Source organism: Aminobacter sp. BA135 (genome assembly GCF_050859125.1).
Lineage (GTDB): Bacteria > Pseudomonadota > Alphaproteobacteria > Rhizobiales > Rhizobiaceae > Aminobacter > Aminobacter ciceronei.
In genome coordinates, this window is record NZ_CP139573.1 from 528,728 (window position 1) to 545,908 (window position 17,181).

Consider the following 17,181-nt stretch of genomic DNA (forward strand, 5'->3'; position numbering starts at 1 on the left):
AAACGAAATGTCCCTGCCAGTACCTTACCTGTCCGCCCGAACGCTGACCGTCGTCAAGAAAATCGACACCACGGGTGCGGCACGCGTCGTCAATCTCGGCCTCAACGAAAGCTGGCTCGGATCGGCGCCCGGGGTGGTCGAGGCTATTCGCGAGGCAGCTCCCAACGTCTATCGTTATGCCGACCCGAACTGCGGAACGATGCGCGCGGCGATCGGCAAGCAGTTCAATCTCGACCCCGCCCGCATCGTCTGCGGCAACGGCTCGGAGGAATTGCTCGATGCCGTCGGCCGCGTCTATGCACGCGCCGGCGACGAGATCCTGTTTCCGGCCTATTCTTTCCTGCAGTTCGCCATCGTTGCCTACCGCCTCGGCGCCAAGGCGGTCGAAGCACCGCTTGGCCCCGACTTCTCTGTCGATGTCGATGCGCTGCTGGCCGCCGTTACGCCCAAGACGCGCGTCGTCTTCCTCGCCAATCCCAACAATCCCACCGGCTCGGTGGTGCCGATGGACGAGGTGGCGCGTCTGGCTCGCGAACTGCCATCACACGTCGTCCTGGTGCTCGACGCCGCATATGCCGAATATGTCGACCCGGCCGAGGCGGTCGCGACCTTCGAGATCGCCGATCACCACCCCAACGTCATCGTCACCCGCACCTTCTCCAAGGCCTACGGCCTGGCCTCCGCACGCGCCGGCTGGGCCTATGCTTATCCGGAGGTGGTTTCGGCGCTGAACAATGTCCGCGGCATCGGCAACGTCAACGGACTGGCGCAGGTGGCGGCTACTGTCGCGGTCGGCGAACAGGACTTCGTCCAGCACGTGCGGACCCGCACCGCCGAAGAACGCGACTATCTCGAAGGCGAACTGCGCAAGCTTGGCTTCGAGATTTCGTCGAGTGCCGCAAACTTCGCCTTCGTCCGCCTGCCCGGCGCCTATGCCGGTTGGGCCCAGGAGACCGTGGCGCGGCTGGCCAGGCAAGGTTTCATCATCCGCTCGAACGAAGACTACGGCTTGCCGGAATGGCTGCGCATCTCGATCGCCGACCGGGCCGATCTCGATGAAATGCTCGCCCTGTTGCGCATCGAGGTACGTGCCGCCAACGGCTAGGTCGCAACAAACCCAGCTGCTTTGCGCCGGGAGGGCGAAGCGTGAACGGCGTCCGCACCTAGGTGGTCCTTCTGCTCTTTGGCTCCAGTTCTGGTGAAACCCAACCTGGCAAGACCAAGCCGGACTTCATGTGCCCCCATGAACAGCTTCCACAAGAGCCCGGTTCTGTGGTTTTCGATCATTGCAACGATGGGGCCCTGGTTTATGGCCAGATAGGTCCGGGCATACCAGTTGCGGTTTTCGCAGAACGCATCGACAAAGCCGAAACGACCCCAGATACGATCCCTCGGCTTGGTCAGGAAACCGCGTAGGGCGGCCATCGCCTGGTCGGGCACATAAGGAAAGCTCGACAGGGCCGCACTCGGCGTGATGACCCCGACATCCCTGTCAGGAGCATGCGCGATGTAGGCAGTCGGCCCATGAGACGCGGTAAGCCCCCAGCAATCCGCGCCATAGCCTTTGTGACCATGCGGGTTGAGCACGCAATGCTGGTGGTTGATCAATGCGTGGCAAGTATTTTGCTGCCAATAGTCTGCATAGCGATCGCTGAGACCGTTGGGATCGAGCCCGCAAAAGGAGTAGTGCGTGAAAAAGAGCGGCCCGCCAAAGTTAGGTCCAAGCGGCAGGACGATTCCGTTGTAGTTACGCCCGTTTTCAAAGGTTGGGGCGCGAGCAAAACCGTCGTGGTAGCAATCCGGATCAATGGCATGATGCTGCGATCCCGCCGCAAGAACGAATGCAAGGAGGCACTCGTTCCAACCCTCGATCGGACTGTTCATGGCCCAGCCATGTCTGGGGCTCCAGTGCCAGTAGAGCTTGCCTTTCCGCGCAAACCAGTCCCACTCGGCCTGAGCCAGCAGCGTGTTCACCCGAGCGCGAAAGCGCTGCTCCTCGCTCGCAGTCTGATCAAGATATTCGCGGGCACAAATCAGGCCCTGAAATAGAAACGCCGTCTCGACGATGTCAGCGCCATCGTCCTTTCGTCGGAACGGAATGGTGTCGCCCGTACTGCCGTTGATGAAATGCGGCAACATGCCGTGGTAGCGCGGCGAGCCCTCAAGCAGATCGAGCATCCGATGCAATCGATGAAGGGCTTCAGCGCGATCGACCCAGCCGCGCTCCACCGCAACGATGATGGCCATGATCCCGAAGCCGGAACCACCGATCGCCACGAGATCGTTCGGCGCATCGCCGGCGGTCTTCTGGCGGTCGCGGGCAAGACCGCTGACCGGATGGGCACCCTCCCAGAAATAGCGGATCGTCTGCCGCTGCACGATATCGAGCAGCGCGTCATCAGCAAATTCAAGCGCATCGTTTGGAAGGTCGGGCATCCGACAGGAGGCAAGAATCATGAAGCCAGTATGCAGCCAAATGCGTCGTTGAGATGCTCATTCGCGCAAGCTATCCAGACGCACCCCAATCCATACGCCCTCGGCACTTGACTTTGCCCAGCGCAAGCAAATCCAAATGCAACACGCCACGCATTACGTGGCTCTGCTCTTTGCCATTTCAGAATTGTTTGCCGCGCGAAATATTTCACAATCCGCATAGACGGGAACTTGATAAAGGCGCAGGGTCGATTGTCGGCCGCTCGTCTTAGGGCGCGGCTGATTGAGGGCGGCCATCGTGCCCTGGCCCCAACTGAAAGGAGGACACCCTTGTCTTCCAACTGTCTGAATTCCGAAAACATGAGCGCGATCGGCGCCCCTGATTAGACCCGCGAACCGATTTCCAGGCGATGGACGTTTGGGTTCCGATCCGCAGGAAGCCAAAGCTACCCCTGGGACCTAGCGCCTTGGTGGCTCACCATTTGTTGGGCGCCCTTCGGCAACCTGATCTTCCCGACGACATTGTATTGGAGCAACCGATGACACTTGCCTTTCCCAACAGAAGCCGCAGTTATGACGCCACGAGAAAAGCCATACGTTTCCTTGGATACGACGGCACGTTCGAAGTTCCGTTTTTCGTCGAGGTCCAGGCGCTCAAAGCCAGCCAGCCGGCGGTTGACAATGAAACACGATATCTTGCCGCCTTCGATGCAGCTCGCATCTCAATCCAGGACGTCGCTCGTGAAGTCTATTCTCACGGGCGCAAGCGCCTGTATGTGCTGACCGCATACGACTTTAAGTGACGCGCTTCCGGCCGGCCTGAGGTCGGCCTTTGTCGGAGCCGCCACAAGGACTGCTCCGACAGGGACAGCTAGGCCTTGGTTGCGGCAACCGCAGTCGATGGCTCGCGGCCGGCATGACGATGCTGCCACCAATCACCGAGCAGGAGCAGGATCGGTGCTGCGATGAAGATCGACGACGTCGTTGCGATGAACACGCCGAAGACCATCGGGACGGCGAAGTTCTCGACCGCGCTGCCGCCCCAGATCGCCATCGGCAACATCGACAGCAGGATGGCGACGGAGGTGTAAATACAACGCGCGAACACCTGATTGATGCTCATGTCGATGATCTCGCGCAGCGGCATCTTCTTGTAGAGGCGCAGGTTCTCACGCATGCGGTCGTAGACGACCACCTTGTCGTTCACCGAATAGCCGATGATGGTCAAAAGCGCGGCGATGGCCGTCAGGTTGAAGTCCAGCCCGAACAGCGCGAAGAAGCCGACCATCTTGGTGGTATCCAGCACCAGCGTGGCGATGGCGCCGATGGCAAAGTTCCATTCGAAGCGCCACCAGATGTAGACAAGCATGGCAAGGGCTGCCAGCACCACCGCCATGATGCCGGACTGCGCCAGCTCGCCGCTGACCTTCGGTCCGACCACTTCGGTGCGTTCGAACTTCACGCTCGGGTCGAGCTTCTGCACCGCTGACTTGATGGTGTCGACGGCAGCGGTCTGCGCCACCTCGCCGCCCTCCTGGCGCTGGACACGGATCAGCACGTTGCCGTCGCTGCCGATCTGCTGCAGCGCTACCTCGCCGATGTTCAAGCCGCCCAGCGTGCTGCGCAGTTGCGCCAGGTCGGCCGGCGTCGACGTCGCGATCTCGACCTGAATGCCGCCCTTGAAGTCGATGCCGTAATTGAGGCCCGGCTTGAAGAACAGGCCGATCGAGGCCAGCGACAGGAAGATCGACATGCCGATACCGAGATAACGCGCCTTCATGAACGAGATCGAGGTCTTTTCCGGGAAGAAGCGGACCAGCGGTTCGATGGTGATCGTCTTCAGGCGCCTGCGGCGAACGACTGCCGCCATCAGGATACGGGTCACAGAAACTGCGGTGAACATCGACAGGCAGGTGCCGAGGAACATGGTAATGGCGAAGCCACGCACCGGACCGGAGCCGAACATGAACAGCAGGCCGGTGGCGATGAGCGACGTCACATTGGCGTCGACAATCGTCGAGTAGGCGCGCTTGAAGCCGTTGTCCAAGGCGGCGAAGGCGCTGAGCCCCTTCTTCGACTCTTCCCTGATGCGTTCATTGATCAGGATGTTGGCGTCGACGCCGAAGCCGATGCCGAGAATGATGCCTGCAATGCCAGGCAGGGTCAGCGTGCCGCCGATCAGCGTCAACACACCGAAGGTCAGGATCAGGTGCAGCAAGAGCGCGAAATTTGCGATCATGCCCCAGGTGCCATAGAGCGCCACCATGAACAGCACGACGGCCACGAAGCCGGCGATGCCGGTGTAGATGCCCATCTTGATGACGTCGCCGCCCAGGTCGGGACCGACGGTGCGCTCTTCGATGACGGTCAGCGGTGCCGGCAGCGCGCCGGCGCGCAGCAGCGCCGACAGCGTCACGGTCTCTTCAACGCTGAAGCTGCCGCTGATTTGGCCCGAACCGCCGGTGATCGGTTCGCGGATGTTTGGCGCCGACAGCACCTTGCCGTCGAGCACGATGGCGAATGGCTTGCCGACATTGGCGGCGGTGATCTCGGCGAACTGGCGCGCGCCGACGCTGTCGAAGCGGAACGAAACGAGCGGTTCCTGAGTGCGCTGGTCAAAGCCGGCGCGCGCATCGGTGAGGCGTGCGCCATCGAGCGCGACACGGTCCTCGACGGGATATTGTGCGCCGGACTTGGCGTCGGGCAGCATGGTGACGCCACGCGGCAACGGTTCGCCATTGGCGACATTGGCCACCATGTGGAACGTCATCTTGGCGGTGCTGCCGAGCAGCTCACGCAAACGGGTCGGATCCTGCAGGCCGGGTAGCTGGACGAGCATGCGGTCGCTGCCGACCCGCTGGATCGTCGGCTCGGCAACGCCGACCTGGTCGACACGCTGGCGCACGATCTCGAGGCTCTGCTGAAGGGCTGCGTCGAGCTTGTCGCGCTGGCCAGCCTCGGTCAGCACGACCTTGATCTGCTTGTCGGCAGTGGTGACCTCGATGTCCGGCTTGCCGCCGCCAAGGCCGAGGCCGCCACTGACGGGAACAGCCAGTGCCTGCAGCGTTGCCAGCGCCTTTGCGCGCTGCGCATCGTCGGCGATGTTGACGACAATGGCATCGCCGGCAAGCCGCGCCGAGGATGCGTTGATGCGCTCTTTGCGCAGGGCGCCGCGCACATCGTCGAGCAGCGAGCGCAGGCGGTCTGTCTTCAGTGCCGCCGCATCGACTTCAAGCACCAGGTGCGAGCCGCCCTGGAGATCGAGGCCGAGCGTGACCTGCTGTTTCGGGAACCAGCTTGGCAATGCCGCCAGTTGCTTGGCGGTCAGAACGTTGGGAAGCGCGGCAATGATGCCGGCCAGAATGATGATGGTGTATGTCCACACCACCCATCGGGAGGTCCGCATATGATCTATCCTGCAAAGGCCGTCGCCGCGGCGTCGGGACGCGCGGACGACGGCTGTTCGTTCAGCGGCGCGGCGTCGGGCCGCACCAACCACAAATGGTCAGGAGATTGCTGGCGGCGCGCGAGCGCCATAGGTCGGCCCAGAGGGCAAGACATCCGTCTCCAAGACGAGATCGGCCTGCGGACGGGCAATGGCCATCGCAAGCGTGTCCATCCTGGAAGGGATGATTGCCGACTTGCCGTCATCGTGCTGCGGCATCGCCTTGACGCTACGCCAATCGACGACGACGAACGATCGTTCGGGAATGGCGGGGCCGCCATGCCGTCCGCGGGCGTCCATCTGACCCGAAGCGGGCTCTGTGGCACCCGATGCCTGAGGCAGGCTGTCGACCAGCGACCCGCCAAGCATCACCGCCAAGCACAGCAGCATGGCCGGCAAAAAGCCGGTCGCAAGCGATCTATATGCCTTGGTCTGGTGCATCAGGCGGTGGCGCGGTCCGTGATCTCTGGAGCTGAATTGCCCAAGAAGCCTCCCAGTACGGCATTTTGATGGATACGCCAAGCAAGTCTCGCTGCCTGAGGCGAGCACACCGGTGCAAACGCAAGGCCTGTTGCCTGATCAGGCGTAGAGATATCCGACCCCGCGAATGGTCTTGATCACCTCGGGCTTTGTCGGGTCAGTCTCGATTTTCTTGCGCAGCCGCGAAATTCGGATGTCGATGCTGCGGTCGAACGGATCCCAGCCCCGATCATGCGCAAGTTCGAGCAACTGGTCACGGTTGAGTATCCGCCCACGGTTCTCTGCGAACACTTTGAGCAGCCGGAACTCCATCGGGGTGATCGCAATATCAAGGCCATCGGCGTCGAACAGCTTGCGCTGCTCAAGGTCCAATCGACAGCTGCCGAACTGGGCACTCTGGGGCCCAAGCGCATTTTCTGAAACACGATCCCTGCCCGTTGTCCTGCGCAGCACGGCCTTCACCCGCGCCAGCAATTCGCGCAGGTCGACCGGCTTGCCGATATAGTCGTCGGCACCGATCTCGAGACCGACGACCCGGTCGATGATCTCAGCCGAGCCCGTCAGCATGATGATCGCCACCTCGGAGTGCTCGCGCAGGTAGCGCGCCAGCGAGAGGCCGTCTTCGCCGGGCATGCGGATATCGAGGATCACGACATCGACGGGCTGGCTCTCGACGATCTGGCGCAAGGCCGGCCCGGCATCGGCTGTCGTCACAGCATAGCCGTGGCGTTCCAGATATTCCGCGACCATTTCGCGGACATCGGGCTCGTCATCGCAAACGACGATCTGCGAAATGGCAGTCACCGGGTCCTCACCTCGACTGGAAAACTACCTCGCTTCGGCGAGGGCGGCAAATCAAACGACATCCCTCACACCTGCCTGACGACCAGGCCTGAAACAAACCGGCGCAGTTCGATCGGCTTCACCGGCTTTTCCAGATAGGGCCGCTTGGTGGCGCGCAGGAACACCTGCGCTTCGGGGCTGATCGTGTCGCCGGTCAGGAAGGCGAGCCTGTCGACTTCGGCCGGGTGGTAGTCGGCGATGTAGTTGTAGAGCCGCCGGCCATCCATGCTAGGCATCTTCAGGTCGCTCAGGATGACGGCAAACGTCCGCTTCCTGAGCTGCGTCAGAGCCTCTTCGCCTGACCGCGCGACGACGACATTGAAGCCGTCGCGCATCAAGACTTCCGCGATCAGGTCGGCAACCTCGCTTTCGTCATCCACCACCAGGCATGACAGGCCGGCTGAGTTGGCCGGTTCTTCGTCAGCGGGTCCTGATGTTTCGACGAACCGGTCGGAAGCCGGCAGCGAGACAATGAAGGTCGAGCCACCGCCAGGCACGGTTTCAACCTCAAGGGTTCCCTGATGGGCCTGGATGATGCGATGGCAGAAGGACAGCCCGATGCCCGTACCGGCGCCCACCTCCTTGGTGGTGAAGAACGGCTCGAAGATGCGCGGCAGGATTTCTTCCGCAATCCCTGGGCCAGTATCGGTGACACTGATGGTGATGTTGCCGCATTCCGGATGCCTTCCCGTGGCAACGAGTATCTTCCTTGACCCCTCCCAATGGTGGAGCGCGTGCTCGGCATTGACCAGCAGGTTGATCAGCACCTGGCTGAGCTGATCGGGGTCACCCCAGATCGCCGGCAGATCCGGCTCGAGATCGAACATGAGCTGGATGTCGGAAGACCGGATCGAATAGTTGACCACTTCGAGAGCTGCCGAAACAACCTCGTCTATCGACACATTCGTGGCGCGCGTCGGCTGCTGCCTGGCCATTGCCAGGAAGGTCTTGACGATACGGGCGCAGCGTTCCGCTGCCTTGCTGATCTTCTCGGCTCGCTCGACCGTCTTGGCGTCGACCGATGTTTCCTTCAACGTCAGCGACATGCCGAGCACCACCGACAGCGGATTGTTCAGCTCATGGGCAACGCCGGCCAGCAACCCGCCAAGCGCCGACAGCTTCTCGTTCTGGTGCAGTTTCTCGCGCTGGTGCTCGACCTGCTTCTGCAACTCGATGCGGTCGCTCAGGTCGTGCGTATGGGAGACGATGACCTGCTCGCCATGGAAATCGATCAGTCGCGACGAGATCGAGCACCAGAATGTCTGGCCGTCGCTGCGCTTGAGCTGTGTTTCGAATTCATCGACAGCGCCATCACGCAGCAGGCGTTCGACATATTCGTCGCGATGCGCCTGACTGGCGAAGTGGTCGAGCGCGCCAACGACGTCGCCCAGCAATCGCGTCGTCGCCGGACTGCTGTAGAGCTGCTTGCCGTCATGGGCACGCGTCATCTGGATGCTGACGGGGCTGGCCTCCAGGACCCTGCGCACAAGATCGTCTGCTTCCTTGGCCGCCAGTTCGGCCCGCTTGCGCTCGGTTATGTCGAGGCGGGTGACGACGAAGCCGCCCTCCCGGGTCGGGCTGTTCGAAACGAAAAACCAGCCGCCGTCTGCATGCTGGAATTCCTGCTGCCGGTACTCGCGCCGGTCCCTCGCCCGCTCGGCCAGCCACTCGTCGATCTTGTCGCCGGGAACACGGAACTGGCTGCGTTCAGCAGTCACCCGCAGGAAGTCGAACCAGTTCACCCCGGGGACCAGCACGTCGGCGCAGATGGCATGCATCTTCCTATACTGGCTGTTGGCCAGCACCAGGCAATCGTCCTTGTCATAAAGCGCGAACCCTTCGGCCAGCGACTCGATCGCGTCGGTCAGGCGGTTGTTTGCCTGGCGCGTCTGTTGCTGCGCCATGATCATGGCGTTGATGTTCGTCGCATTGGAAACGATCACCTTCTTGCCCTGGAAGTCGATCAGCCGCGCCGACAGCGAGCCCCAGAAGATAGTGTCGTCGGAACAGTATTGTCGCACACGGAAGTCGTCGATGCTGCCCTTGTCGAGCAGTGTGCTGACCAGAATTTTCCGGTCGGCCGGGTTGACATAATAGTCCGCGATGTGAGGGCGATCGCCATAGAGTTCCCGGCTGGCGGGATTGGCATAGAGAGTCTCGCCTTCGATCGTCGACATGCGCGTCGGCGACGGGCAAGCGTCCAGCACCCGCTGCATCAGCGACGTCGCCTCGCGTTCCGCTGCTTCGGCTTTCTTGCGCTCGGTGATGTCGAGAACCCCGATGACCAGCGACGGGCGCGAACGAAAGACGCTTCGCCGCCAGTTCGTCGAGCACCAGACATGGGAGCCATCTTCGCGCTGCATCTCAATCTCGCAGTCACGCAGGATGTCGTTGCCGTAGACATGGCGACAGGCCTGATCGAATTCGTCCGGGTTCACAAAATGGTCGGTGAGGCGCTGTTGCTGTTGCGGCTGCCATTTGCGGCCAAGCAGGTGCGACCCGTCGAGGCTCTCATAAAGGATCTGTTTGCTTTCTTCGTCGACGACCCAGACCGGCAGCGGATGGCTGTCGGTGATACAACGAAAGATCTCGGCGCTGTTGAGATGTGCGATCTGGGCCAGCTTCATTTCGGTGATGTCGGTGCTGATCAGCGCGATGCCGGTGCCAAGGCGGGGGTGGCTCGTTAGCAGTTTCCAGGCGCCGTCGACGGTTTGCGCCTCGATCGGCGGCACGTTCGGCTGCCGCCAGCGCAACGCGGCGCGCCGAACGAAGTCATCGGTCTGTTCCACCGCGAGACCATCGAAGCTGATGAATTGTCTGAGAACCTTGGCGACTGCCGAGATGATATTCATCGGCTGCTGCTCGCCGCGCGGCTGGATCATGCCGCCGAAAATCTCGGCGTTGGCATCGACAAGCATGTCTTCGCTGTCGAAAAGCGCGTAGCCCGTCCGAACATTCACGGCCGGATCACCAGCTCGCATGATGGTCTCCTCAATCCTAGGCGCGGCCACATCACGGCGGCGTGAGCGCGGCGGATGATTACAAGCCCTCTGTTTCGATATGAGGTCGAAACTCACTCACTTTGTTTCAATTATTTCGGCATGAGAGCCATTTTCGCGCAATCGCGCGAACAAACGAAACCTTTTTCCTAGACTCAGAAAAAGCGTCGAAACAGGCCTGAGCTAACTTCCGCCATGTCGACTTCGTTGGGTCGGCTCCGGCATGCGGAAGCATCCAGTCTATCAAAAACCCACGGGATGTTGATAGGCGGCCCTTCCGCAGGCGAGGCGCCCGGCAAGGTCGAGAACGCGAACGTCCCCCAAGGAGACATGAGATGCGATCGACCATTCTAGCCTTTTGCGCTGTACTGCCGACCTTCGGCATGGCGCATGCTTACGACATCGCTTCCACCTTTCAATTCCCACCCGCCGGGATGATGTCGTCACTGCACGACCCTGCTAACGCAACGTCCCCGCGCATCGTGAAGAAGCAGCGAACCGACGTCTATTCACGTGTGTCGCTGGGCGCGACACCAGGGCGGCTCACGTCGCGCCGCCTGTTCAGCGGCCTGCCACTGTCAGCAACGGGCGACAACGGACGCGGCTCGATCGGGCTTTCGTCAGCAGCTTCGATGGCGGTTGACGTCCCTGCTCGCCCGGGCAGCCGTCATGCGCCCTGCGGCAACCCGCAGATCGACTAAACATCGCCACTGAAACAAACGAAACACTTCTCCCGATGCCGGGAACATGCCCGAAACAGGAGAGGTCTAGATCAGTATCGCCGACTTGGCACAGCTCAAAGGAGTTCCAGGACATGACTACCCTGACCATCCGATCACCCGCAGCCGGCCTCGTTTCGTCGCTGGCTTCGCGGATCGCGGCCGCCCATCGGGCATTCTGGCTGCATCGCGCCCATCGCCGCGCGGTGTGGAACCTTGGGGAACTTGACGACTACCTGCTCAAGGACATCGGCGTGGCCCGCTCTGAAATCCAGTCGCTTGTCAGCAATCCATCCGGTGACCGGAAGCGCGGCCATGAACACGATGTGGAATAGCGCTAGCTGGCAGTCCGACCCGGGCCCAATCTGCCAACCTATACTCAGCAACACCGTACTCGCGCTGCACGGCTCTGCGAATACAGGCAGGCTGTGGCAGGGCACCGCGGACTACCTGCGCGGCCGCCACCGGCTGATCGCGCCTGATCTGTCTCGTTACGGCAGCAATCGGACGGCCGGCAACATCCCCGATGTTGCCGGCGTCGTCATTGGCGCGATGGCGGAGCCGATGCACCTTGTCGGACATGGGCATGGTGCGGCAGTGGCGTTGGAAATAGCGCTGTTACGGCCGCAACTGGTCAAAAGCCTGACGCTGATCGAGCCCGCATTGTTCCATCTGCTGCGCGCCGGGGCTCCGTCGGATCTGGCCTTGTTCGCCGAGCTTGCCGGCATGGCCGAGAAACTGGCGACAACAGCACGTGCCTCCGGCCCGTCAGCCGGCATGCGCGCCTATATCGACTTCTGGCATGGCGCAGGGGCCTGGCGCCGGACCAGCGAAAGCCTCCGGCAAGAGCTTGAGCATCATGCGGATCAAGTGGTTCGGGATTTTGCCGCAGCACTTGCAGCAGCCTGGCCGGCAAGCCGCTGCCGCCGGCTCGATTGCCCGACACTTGCTATAATGGCACTGGACAGCCCTGTCGCCAGCTTGCGTGTCACCGAAATGGTGGCCGAAACCGTTCCCGACGCACGGCTCGCGATGGTTGCCGATGCCGGGCATATGGCGCTGCTGACCGACCCCCACATCGTCAATCCGATGATTTCAGCACATTTGCGAGCCGCCGACCGCGTACCCTCCGTCCTAAAGCCGCGGCGTTCTAGGGTCCAAACCCATAAAAATGTTGGCATCGCTTCGGGTACGACGGTGCCGAATGGGCCAAGTCACGACGCTCGCAGGACCCGTTTTTGGTCTGATTAAACTGATCCAGAAGCATGTCATTAATACTCGCCGGGTCCGACATCGTCTCCAGCGGCAGCAGCAATCCCGTGCCCAAGGCGCGCAGGCGCTCGGCTGGGGCTCCCATGTCGAACGTGCAGACCGGATAACCTGCCTCCAGCGCTATGGACAGCGTATAGGAATAGGTCTCCGGCCAAACGGAGGGCAGCAGGGCGACATGCGCCTTCACATCGTCTAGCGCGTTGAATACCTCATCCTCGTTGTAGCCGCCCGTAATCTGGATCTCCGAGGAGCCATTAAGCTTGGGGCTACTCGTGAAACCGACGATCGAAAACGCGATAGGAAGCTCGCGGCCTCGAGCATCGTCGATGCAGGCTTCCAATATGCGGGCGCCCTTGTGGTCGCCGATGGCACCGATGGTGACGACTTTCAGCACGCCGCCTACGTATGGAAGAGCAACCTTACGGGCAAACGGCCTGTCCGACTCAGCGTGCGGACGCAGGACGATTTTGCGACCGGGATGATAGCGCGCCATGCGCTGGATGACGTCCTGGCTCGGCGCGGCCACTTCATCGGCTCCCGAAATGAAGTCACTGTATCGCTGCCGCCAGGCGTCAATGTCCGCCATGTCGGCGGAATGCCAGTCAGGATGAATGGTGCTGGGGGATGTGGGGTTTTCACCGATGCACCGGTTGCACTGCTCGGATCCTGTTTCACCGCAATAGTGCCCCGAGCTGTCGATCAGGGTTATCTGGGGGCAGACGGGCACATAGTCATGCAGCATGACGCCATAGGCTACGCCCAGCTCGCGCGCCAGATCCGGAACCAGATCGAGGATCTTGCTTGACCAGCGAACTGTGCTGTGGACCTGGATATGCGAAACGATGCCCCGGAGTTGCTCGGCAAGCGTCGAAAGGCTGCCTTCCACCGCAAAGGGTTCGAGATTTGCGAAATCGCCCTGCGATGCGGCATTGGTGATTCTGAACGCCGTGCCATCCCGCACGGGCACGGCACAAAGCAGCGCTTCTCCGCTCGACATGCCGGCAGCCGCACGGTCAGCAAGGTAGCGATCGATGCCGCCACCCCAGCCGTGGGTAAAGCAAAGCACGACACGAGCAAGTCGACCCTCGACCAGACGGGCGATGTCCAGCCGTGCACGTGCAGCTTTGGCGGGATCGGCAGAGAGGTAACGCGCGACAGCGCCGGGGTATTGAGGGTGCTTCTTGACCAGCGCGCGGTAGCCGTCCTTCTTGGCCTGTGCAGCCCCCGAGCTGAATGACGTCTCGCCTGAATGGAAGACAAAGACATCCAGCGCGTGCAAGTTGCGCATGTTCTGCGCCTCGGCCCGAACGCAGAAATCATTCTCCTCGCCATAGCCGCGGCCAAAGGTCTTGACGTCGAAGTCGCCGATCTTCGTGAATGTTGCGCGCGTAACATACATGCAGAAGCCGACACCCGTCGGCACCTCGACTGCGGTGCCCCGGTTTGCCGCAGCCGCATACTCGTCGATCTTGGCGAAGGGAACATCCAGTTCGCCCGGATTGTCCTTGCAGAATTTCGGATAGCTACAGATCGTGCCGTTGTTGGTGAACGGCGTCACAGTCGCCACCTCGCCACCCGTGACGTGATCTTTAAGCCGGTCGAGCCAGTCGTTGAAGACCAGGGTATCGCTGTTCAACAACAGCACGTCACGATCGGGGTGCAGGGCGATGCCGCGGTTCACTGTCGCGACAAAACCCAAATTCTTCTGGTTTCGCAGCAGCGTGATGAGGCCCATCCCGGCAAGCCGATCGAGCGCGCGCGACAGCTCGGGCTCCGGCGAGGCATCATCGACAACGATCAGCTCGAGATCGGTCCTGTTTGTGCTCATCAGCACCGACATGATGCAAGCCAGCGTGTCGTCGTAGCCGCGATAGACAGGAACAATCACGTCAACCGTGGCAGACGACGCGACGGGAGCAGCGATCTGAGCGGCCAACGCCTCGAAATCACCCCAGTCTGGAGCTGCCGGGCGAAATGACGGCTTGAAATGGTCGTCGCGACCGGCGCCCTGAAGATGCTGGCTTAGCAGCATCTTCGTCCTGTCCGCATTCGGATTGGCATTGAGATAGGATGCGGGATCGAAGTTTTCGTTCGGCCACCTGCCCTCCTTCTCGCCACGCTCGATGTAATGCAGCAGCGGGTTTCCGCCCCAGTTGCGGATGTCCGCATTGTTTTCAAGGTAGTAGGAGGTATCAAAGCCCTTGCATGGATCGCGCCCTTCATAGGCGCCGAAAAGCACATAGTGGACCACCGGCTCATGCCGGGAGGCGCCGACATCCGGGTAGCTGTCCTTGTACCACTTGCGGTCAAACAGTCCCGAATTGACCAGAGTTCGACAGATCTGCGCCAGTTCCGAACGTCCGAACTTGCGCGCCAGGGTTCCCAGTGCACTTCGCCGACGTGCGGCCAGCTGTCCGTCCGAAATATATTCAGACAGGCGGTCAAGGCGAATGCGATACAGGCTGGCTGCCTCATTGAGCCGCGCGATTTCGCTTCGGTGTTTAGCAGCTTCGGCCTGAAACCTGGATGCAGTGGCCTCGGCCTCGGCCAGCGCGCGCTGTACCACCGCCAGCTGTTCAATGAGGGGCCGGTCGGGGTCCGCATCATCCGAATAACGGAATGCGGCCGCAGCTTTGGCTTCGGTCAGCGCCCGCTTTGCAACCGCCTGCTCTTCATTCAGAGCGTCCAACTTGCGGTCACGGTCAGCATCATCGGCATGCCGAGACTTTGCGTCGGCCCTGGCTTCCGCAAGCGCACGCTTTACAACGGCCAGTTCTTCATTGAGGGCAACCCAGTTCCGATCGTGGTCCGTATCGTCGCCATAGCGCGGAGCAGCAACAAAGTACGGCACCAGCTCATCTATGCCATCCACCCTCTTGCACACGCTGGCGCGACCTTGCGACGGGACTTGATGATCTGCCGGCAGAAACAACAGCGCAGTCTCGTGTGCAACGCCGAATATGTTCTCCGGATCCCCATTGCGGTTTTGCGTGTTGTAGGCAGACGTTGATACAAAGTACGAGACGTAGTCGTGCGCGGACATCACATCAAACAAGCTGGAAGCATGTCCGATGGAGTTCACTTCGCAAAAGATCGCCGGCTTGTCGCGATCGATCGTCTTGGAGGCGCCTCTCAGGGCAAAGGACTCATAGCCTTCAATATCCATCTTAATGAAAGCAACCCGGTCGAACTCATAGTCATCGATCGCCCTGACTTCGACGGCGATGTCATTTGAGCCAGCTACGCTCCTTACCGACTGTGCGCCGGCATTCACGTTTCGATCGTCAGGCAGCCTCCCGATATATGCACGTCCGGCCCTCTCGCCGATGGCCCCTGGATGAACACTGATCCGTCCTCCAAACTTCTCCGCATTGCACGACAGCAAGCCCGCCAATTGTGGCTGCGCTTCAAAGGAATGGACCTTCACATCATTGCTAAGGCTGGCAAATGCACGAGCGTGAAGTCCGACATGGCCGCCGACATCAAGGACCAAGCTGCCCGGCGAAATGAACTGGGCAAGGAAGTCGATCTCGATCTGCGCCCATTCGCCGTACTTGGATAACGAATCTGCAATTGGACGGTCGTGTGTCTTGATGAGCACAGGCCCATATCGCGTGGAGAACTCTGTTGTCCCCGTGGTCGCATTCATTCAGCAGCTACTCTTTTGAAATCCCTTGCATGCGCACCTCCGACCAATCAGCTATCCGAAGGCGAGTCGAAAACCTATCCGCTAACATCGACTAACGAGTATATATCCAGCGCATCCGCTCCGGCCAAGTAGACATTGTAAAAAGGCGCTGCTCCCGACATGGCATCGGCGGCGATCGGCCAACACGTGACCTGATTTTGCTTCCCCCTTTACCGTCCGAAGCCGAGCGATGCGCCTTCACGGCGGACGAGTCGATCGGAACCTGCTCGGGCGGACCACCGGCACTGGCAAGCGCGTGAAAGAGATCAGTCCACACACCCTTGGCCGCCCAGCGGACATACCGATTGTAGAGCGTCTTGCGCGGCCCGTAGTCCGGCGGCGCATCGACCCAGCGCCCGCCCGACTTCAGAACCTGAACGATACCGCTGATCACACGACGGTCGTCGACGCGTTCCTTGCCCCGCGTGTCAGTCGGAAGATGAGGTTCGATGCGGCGAAACTGCTCTTCTGTAAGCCAGAAATGGTCCCGATTCATCACTTCTCCCTTTCGGAAGGCGTGGATCACAAACCCCAAGCGATGCCAACATTTTTATGGGTTCGGACCCTAGAACGCCACTCCCCCATTCACTCTGACCGACCGGCGCTTGCCGGTCGGTGCACGTGCGTTTCCGCCCGATCGACGGATCGCGTTCGGCACCGCGAGATGCGGTCAAACCTCTCCGGTCTCGCCCCACCTTCCTCATCCCGTCGCCTTGAAGTTGGCTCGACAGAGCCAGGACGGCGCGCTCACGCTTGGCTGCAGTGATCGCGACGATCATCTCCCTGATTGACCCACGCCCAATCGTCCCGCGCCTGTGCCTGGCCAGCCTGCACGGCTGCGATGGCACGACCTCTATTCCAGCAGCACAGGGACCTGCCCTTCCAGCTAGCAAGCAGCGCCATGTTTCGCATTCCACCAAGGACTGAAACAAACGAAACACTTATCGCCGTGCTCTGAAAACAGCTCGAAACGGGACGCCGCTAGAAATGGGACGTCGCCGATGTTGGCGTCACCTCCCAAGAAAGGAAACTACCAAATGAAGAAGATCATCCTGGCTGCCGCATCCCTCGCCTTGATGTCGGGCGCAGCGCTCGCGTCGTCGAACAACGGCGTGGTCATGGAGTTCAGCCCGGCATCTCGCGTCATTACCCTCGACAACGGCCACAGCTTCACCGTGCCGCGCGACGTCGGCCTTCCTAATATCCAGATCGGCGAGAAGGTTTCGATCGGGCTCAACGATGAAGGAGACAAGGTCACCAGCGTCCTGCGCTGAACGACATCTCCCCACCGCCAAAGGCAGC

At 61.1% G+C, this 17,181-nt stretch carries 11 protein-coding genes and 2 pseudogenes; 6 read left to right on the forward strand and 7 right to left on the reverse strand.

The genetic code is table 11. From position 1 onward, the window contains the following. Positions 1-7: 7 nt before the first annotated feature. Positions 8-1,105 (forward strand): pyridoxal phosphate-dependent aminotransferase, encoded by a 1,098-nt coding sequence (locus SLT36_RS30415; RefSeq protein ID WP_432288826.1) that lies wholly within the window; start codon positions 8-10, stop codon positions 1,103-1,105. Here SLT36_RS30415 and SLT36_RS30420 read toward each other — a convergent pair. Continuing rightward, positions 1,102-2,457, reverse strand: a complete 1,356-nt coding sequence (locus SLT36_RS30420) for a glucoamylase family protein (protein ID WP_432288828.1) — start codon at positions 2,455-2,457, stop codon at positions 1,102-1,104. The genes SLT36_RS30415 and SLT36_RS30420 overlap by 4 nt on opposite strands. Before the next feature lie 515 nt (positions 2,458-2,972). Between SLT36_RS30420 and SLT36_RS30425 the strand changes: the two genes are divergently transcribed. After that, on the forward strand, positions 2,973-3,236 hold the full coding sequence (locus SLT36_RS30425; RefSeq protein ID WP_432288830.1) for a DUF1488 domain-containing protein: 264 nt from the start codon (positions 2,973-2,975) through the stop codon (positions 3,234-3,236). A 68-nt stretch (positions 3,237-3,304) separates the two neighbouring features. Here the strand turns inward: SLT36_RS30425 and secD are convergent, their stop codons facing one another. The 4 genes from secD to SLT36_RS30445 all read right to left on the reverse strand — a co-directional run bounded on the left by secD (position 3,305) and on the right by SLT36_RS30445 (position 10,278). Beyond that, on the reverse strand, positions 3,305-5,839 hold the full coding sequence (secD, locus tag SLT36_RS30430; RefSeq protein WP_432288832.1) for a protein translocase subunit SecD: 2,535 nt from the start codon (positions 5,837-5,839) through the stop codon (positions 3,305-3,307). A gap of 99 nt (positions 5,840-5,938) precedes the next feature. Continuing rightward, positions 5,939-6,268 (reverse strand): hypothetical protein, encoded by a 330-nt coding sequence (locus SLT36_RS30435; protein WP_432288833.1) that lies wholly within the window; start codon positions 6,266-6,268, stop codon positions 5,939-5,941. Positions 6,269-6,457: 189 nt separating this feature from the next. Beyond that, a complete protein-coding gene (locus SLT36_RS30440) occupies positions 6,458-7,162 on the reverse strand; it encodes a response regulator (protein ID WP_432288834.1) in 705 nt (234 codons plus the stop codon). A 65-nt stretch (positions 7,163-7,227) separates the two neighbouring features. Further along, positions 7,228-10,278 (reverse strand): ATP-binding protein, encoded by a 3,051-nt coding sequence (locus SLT36_RS30445; protein ID WP_432288836.1) that lies wholly within the window; start codon positions 10,276-10,278, stop codon positions 7,228-7,230. A gap of 257 nt (positions 10,279-10,535) precedes the next feature. Between SLT36_RS30445 and SLT36_RS30450 the strand changes: the two genes are divergently transcribed. The 3 genes and pseudogenes from SLT36_RS30450 to SLT36_RS30460 all read left to right on the forward strand — a co-directional run bounded on the left by SLT36_RS30450 (position 10,536) and on the right by SLT36_RS30460 (position 12,170). Further along, a complete protein-coding gene (locus SLT36_RS30450) occupies positions 10,536-10,901 on the forward strand; it encodes a hypothetical protein (RefSeq protein ID WP_432288837.1) in 366 nt (121 codons plus the stop codon). A gap of 113 nt (positions 10,902-11,014) precedes the next feature. After that, positions 11,015-11,203: pseudogene (locus SLT36_RS30455) on the forward strand (DUF1127 domain-containing protein); the annotation flags it as partial. A 31-nt stretch (positions 11,204-11,234) separates the two neighbouring features. Then, positions 11,235-12,170, forward strand: a complete 936-nt coding sequence (locus SLT36_RS30460) for an alpha/beta fold hydrolase (RefSeq protein ID WP_432288838.1) — start codon at positions 11,235-11,237, stop codon at positions 12,168-12,170. On the opposite strand, the gene SLT36_RS30465 is transcribed toward SLT36_RS30460, so the two are convergent. After that, positions 12,070-15,840 carry an FkbM family methyltransferase gene (locus SLT36_RS30465; protein WP_432288840.1) on the reverse strand — a complete coding sequence of 1,257 codons (3,771 nt, stop codon included), beginning with the start codon at positions 15,838-15,840 and terminating at the stop codon, positions 12,070-12,072. The genes SLT36_RS30460 and SLT36_RS30465 overlap by 101 nt on opposite strands. Before the next feature lie 172 nt (positions 15,841-16,012). After that, a pseudogene (locus tag SLT36_RS30470) lies at positions 16,013-16,375 on the reverse strand (transposase); the annotation flags it as partial. Positions 16,376-16,916: 541 nt separating this feature from the next. Between SLT36_RS30470 and SLT36_RS30475 the strand changes: the two are divergent. Next, on the forward strand, positions 16,917-17,153 hold the full coding sequence (locus tag SLT36_RS30475; RefSeq protein ID WP_432288842.1) for a DUF1344 domain-containing protein: 237 nt from the start codon (positions 16,917-16,919) through the stop codon (positions 17,151-17,153). The last annotated feature ends 28 nt before the right edge of the window (positions 17,154-17,181 follow it).

Bases quoted from the DNA above. Each gene is read 5' to 3' on its own strand.
- SLT36_RS30415 (WP_432288826.1), top strand. From the start codon at position 8: ATGTCCCTGCCAGTACCTTACCTGTCCGCCCGAACGCTGACCGTCGTC.
- SLT36_RS30420 (WP_432288828.1), bottom strand. From the start codon at position 2,457: ATGATTCTTGCCTCCTGTCGGATGCCCGACCTTCCAAACGATGCGCTT.
- SLT36_RS30425 (WP_432288830.1), top strand. From the start codon at position 2,973: ATGACACTTGCCTTTCCCAACAGAAGCCGCAGTTATGACGCCACGAGA.
- secD (WP_432288832.1), bottom strand. From the start codon at position 5,839: ATGCGGACCTCCCGATGGGTGGTGTGGACATACACCATCATCATTCTG.
- SLT36_RS30435 (WP_432288833.1), bottom strand. From the start codon at position 6,268: ATGCTGCTGTGCTTGGCGGTGATGCTTGGCGGGTCGCTGGTCGACAGC.
- SLT36_RS30450 (WP_432288837.1), top strand. From the start codon at position 10,536: ATGCGATCGACCATTCTAGCCTTTTGCGCTGTACTGCCGACCTTCGGC.
- SLT36_RS30460 (WP_432288838.1), top strand. From the start codon at position 11,235: ATGAACACGATGTGGAATAGCGCTAGCTGGCAGTCCGACCCGGGCCCA.
- SLT36_RS30465 (WP_432288840.1), bottom strand. From the start codon at position 15,840: ATGAATGCGACCACGGGGACAACAGAGTTCTCCACGCGATATGGGCCT.
- SLT36_RS30475 (WP_432288842.1), top strand. From the start codon at position 16,917: ATGAAGAAGATCATCCTGGCTGCCGCATCCCTCGCCTTGATGTCGGGC.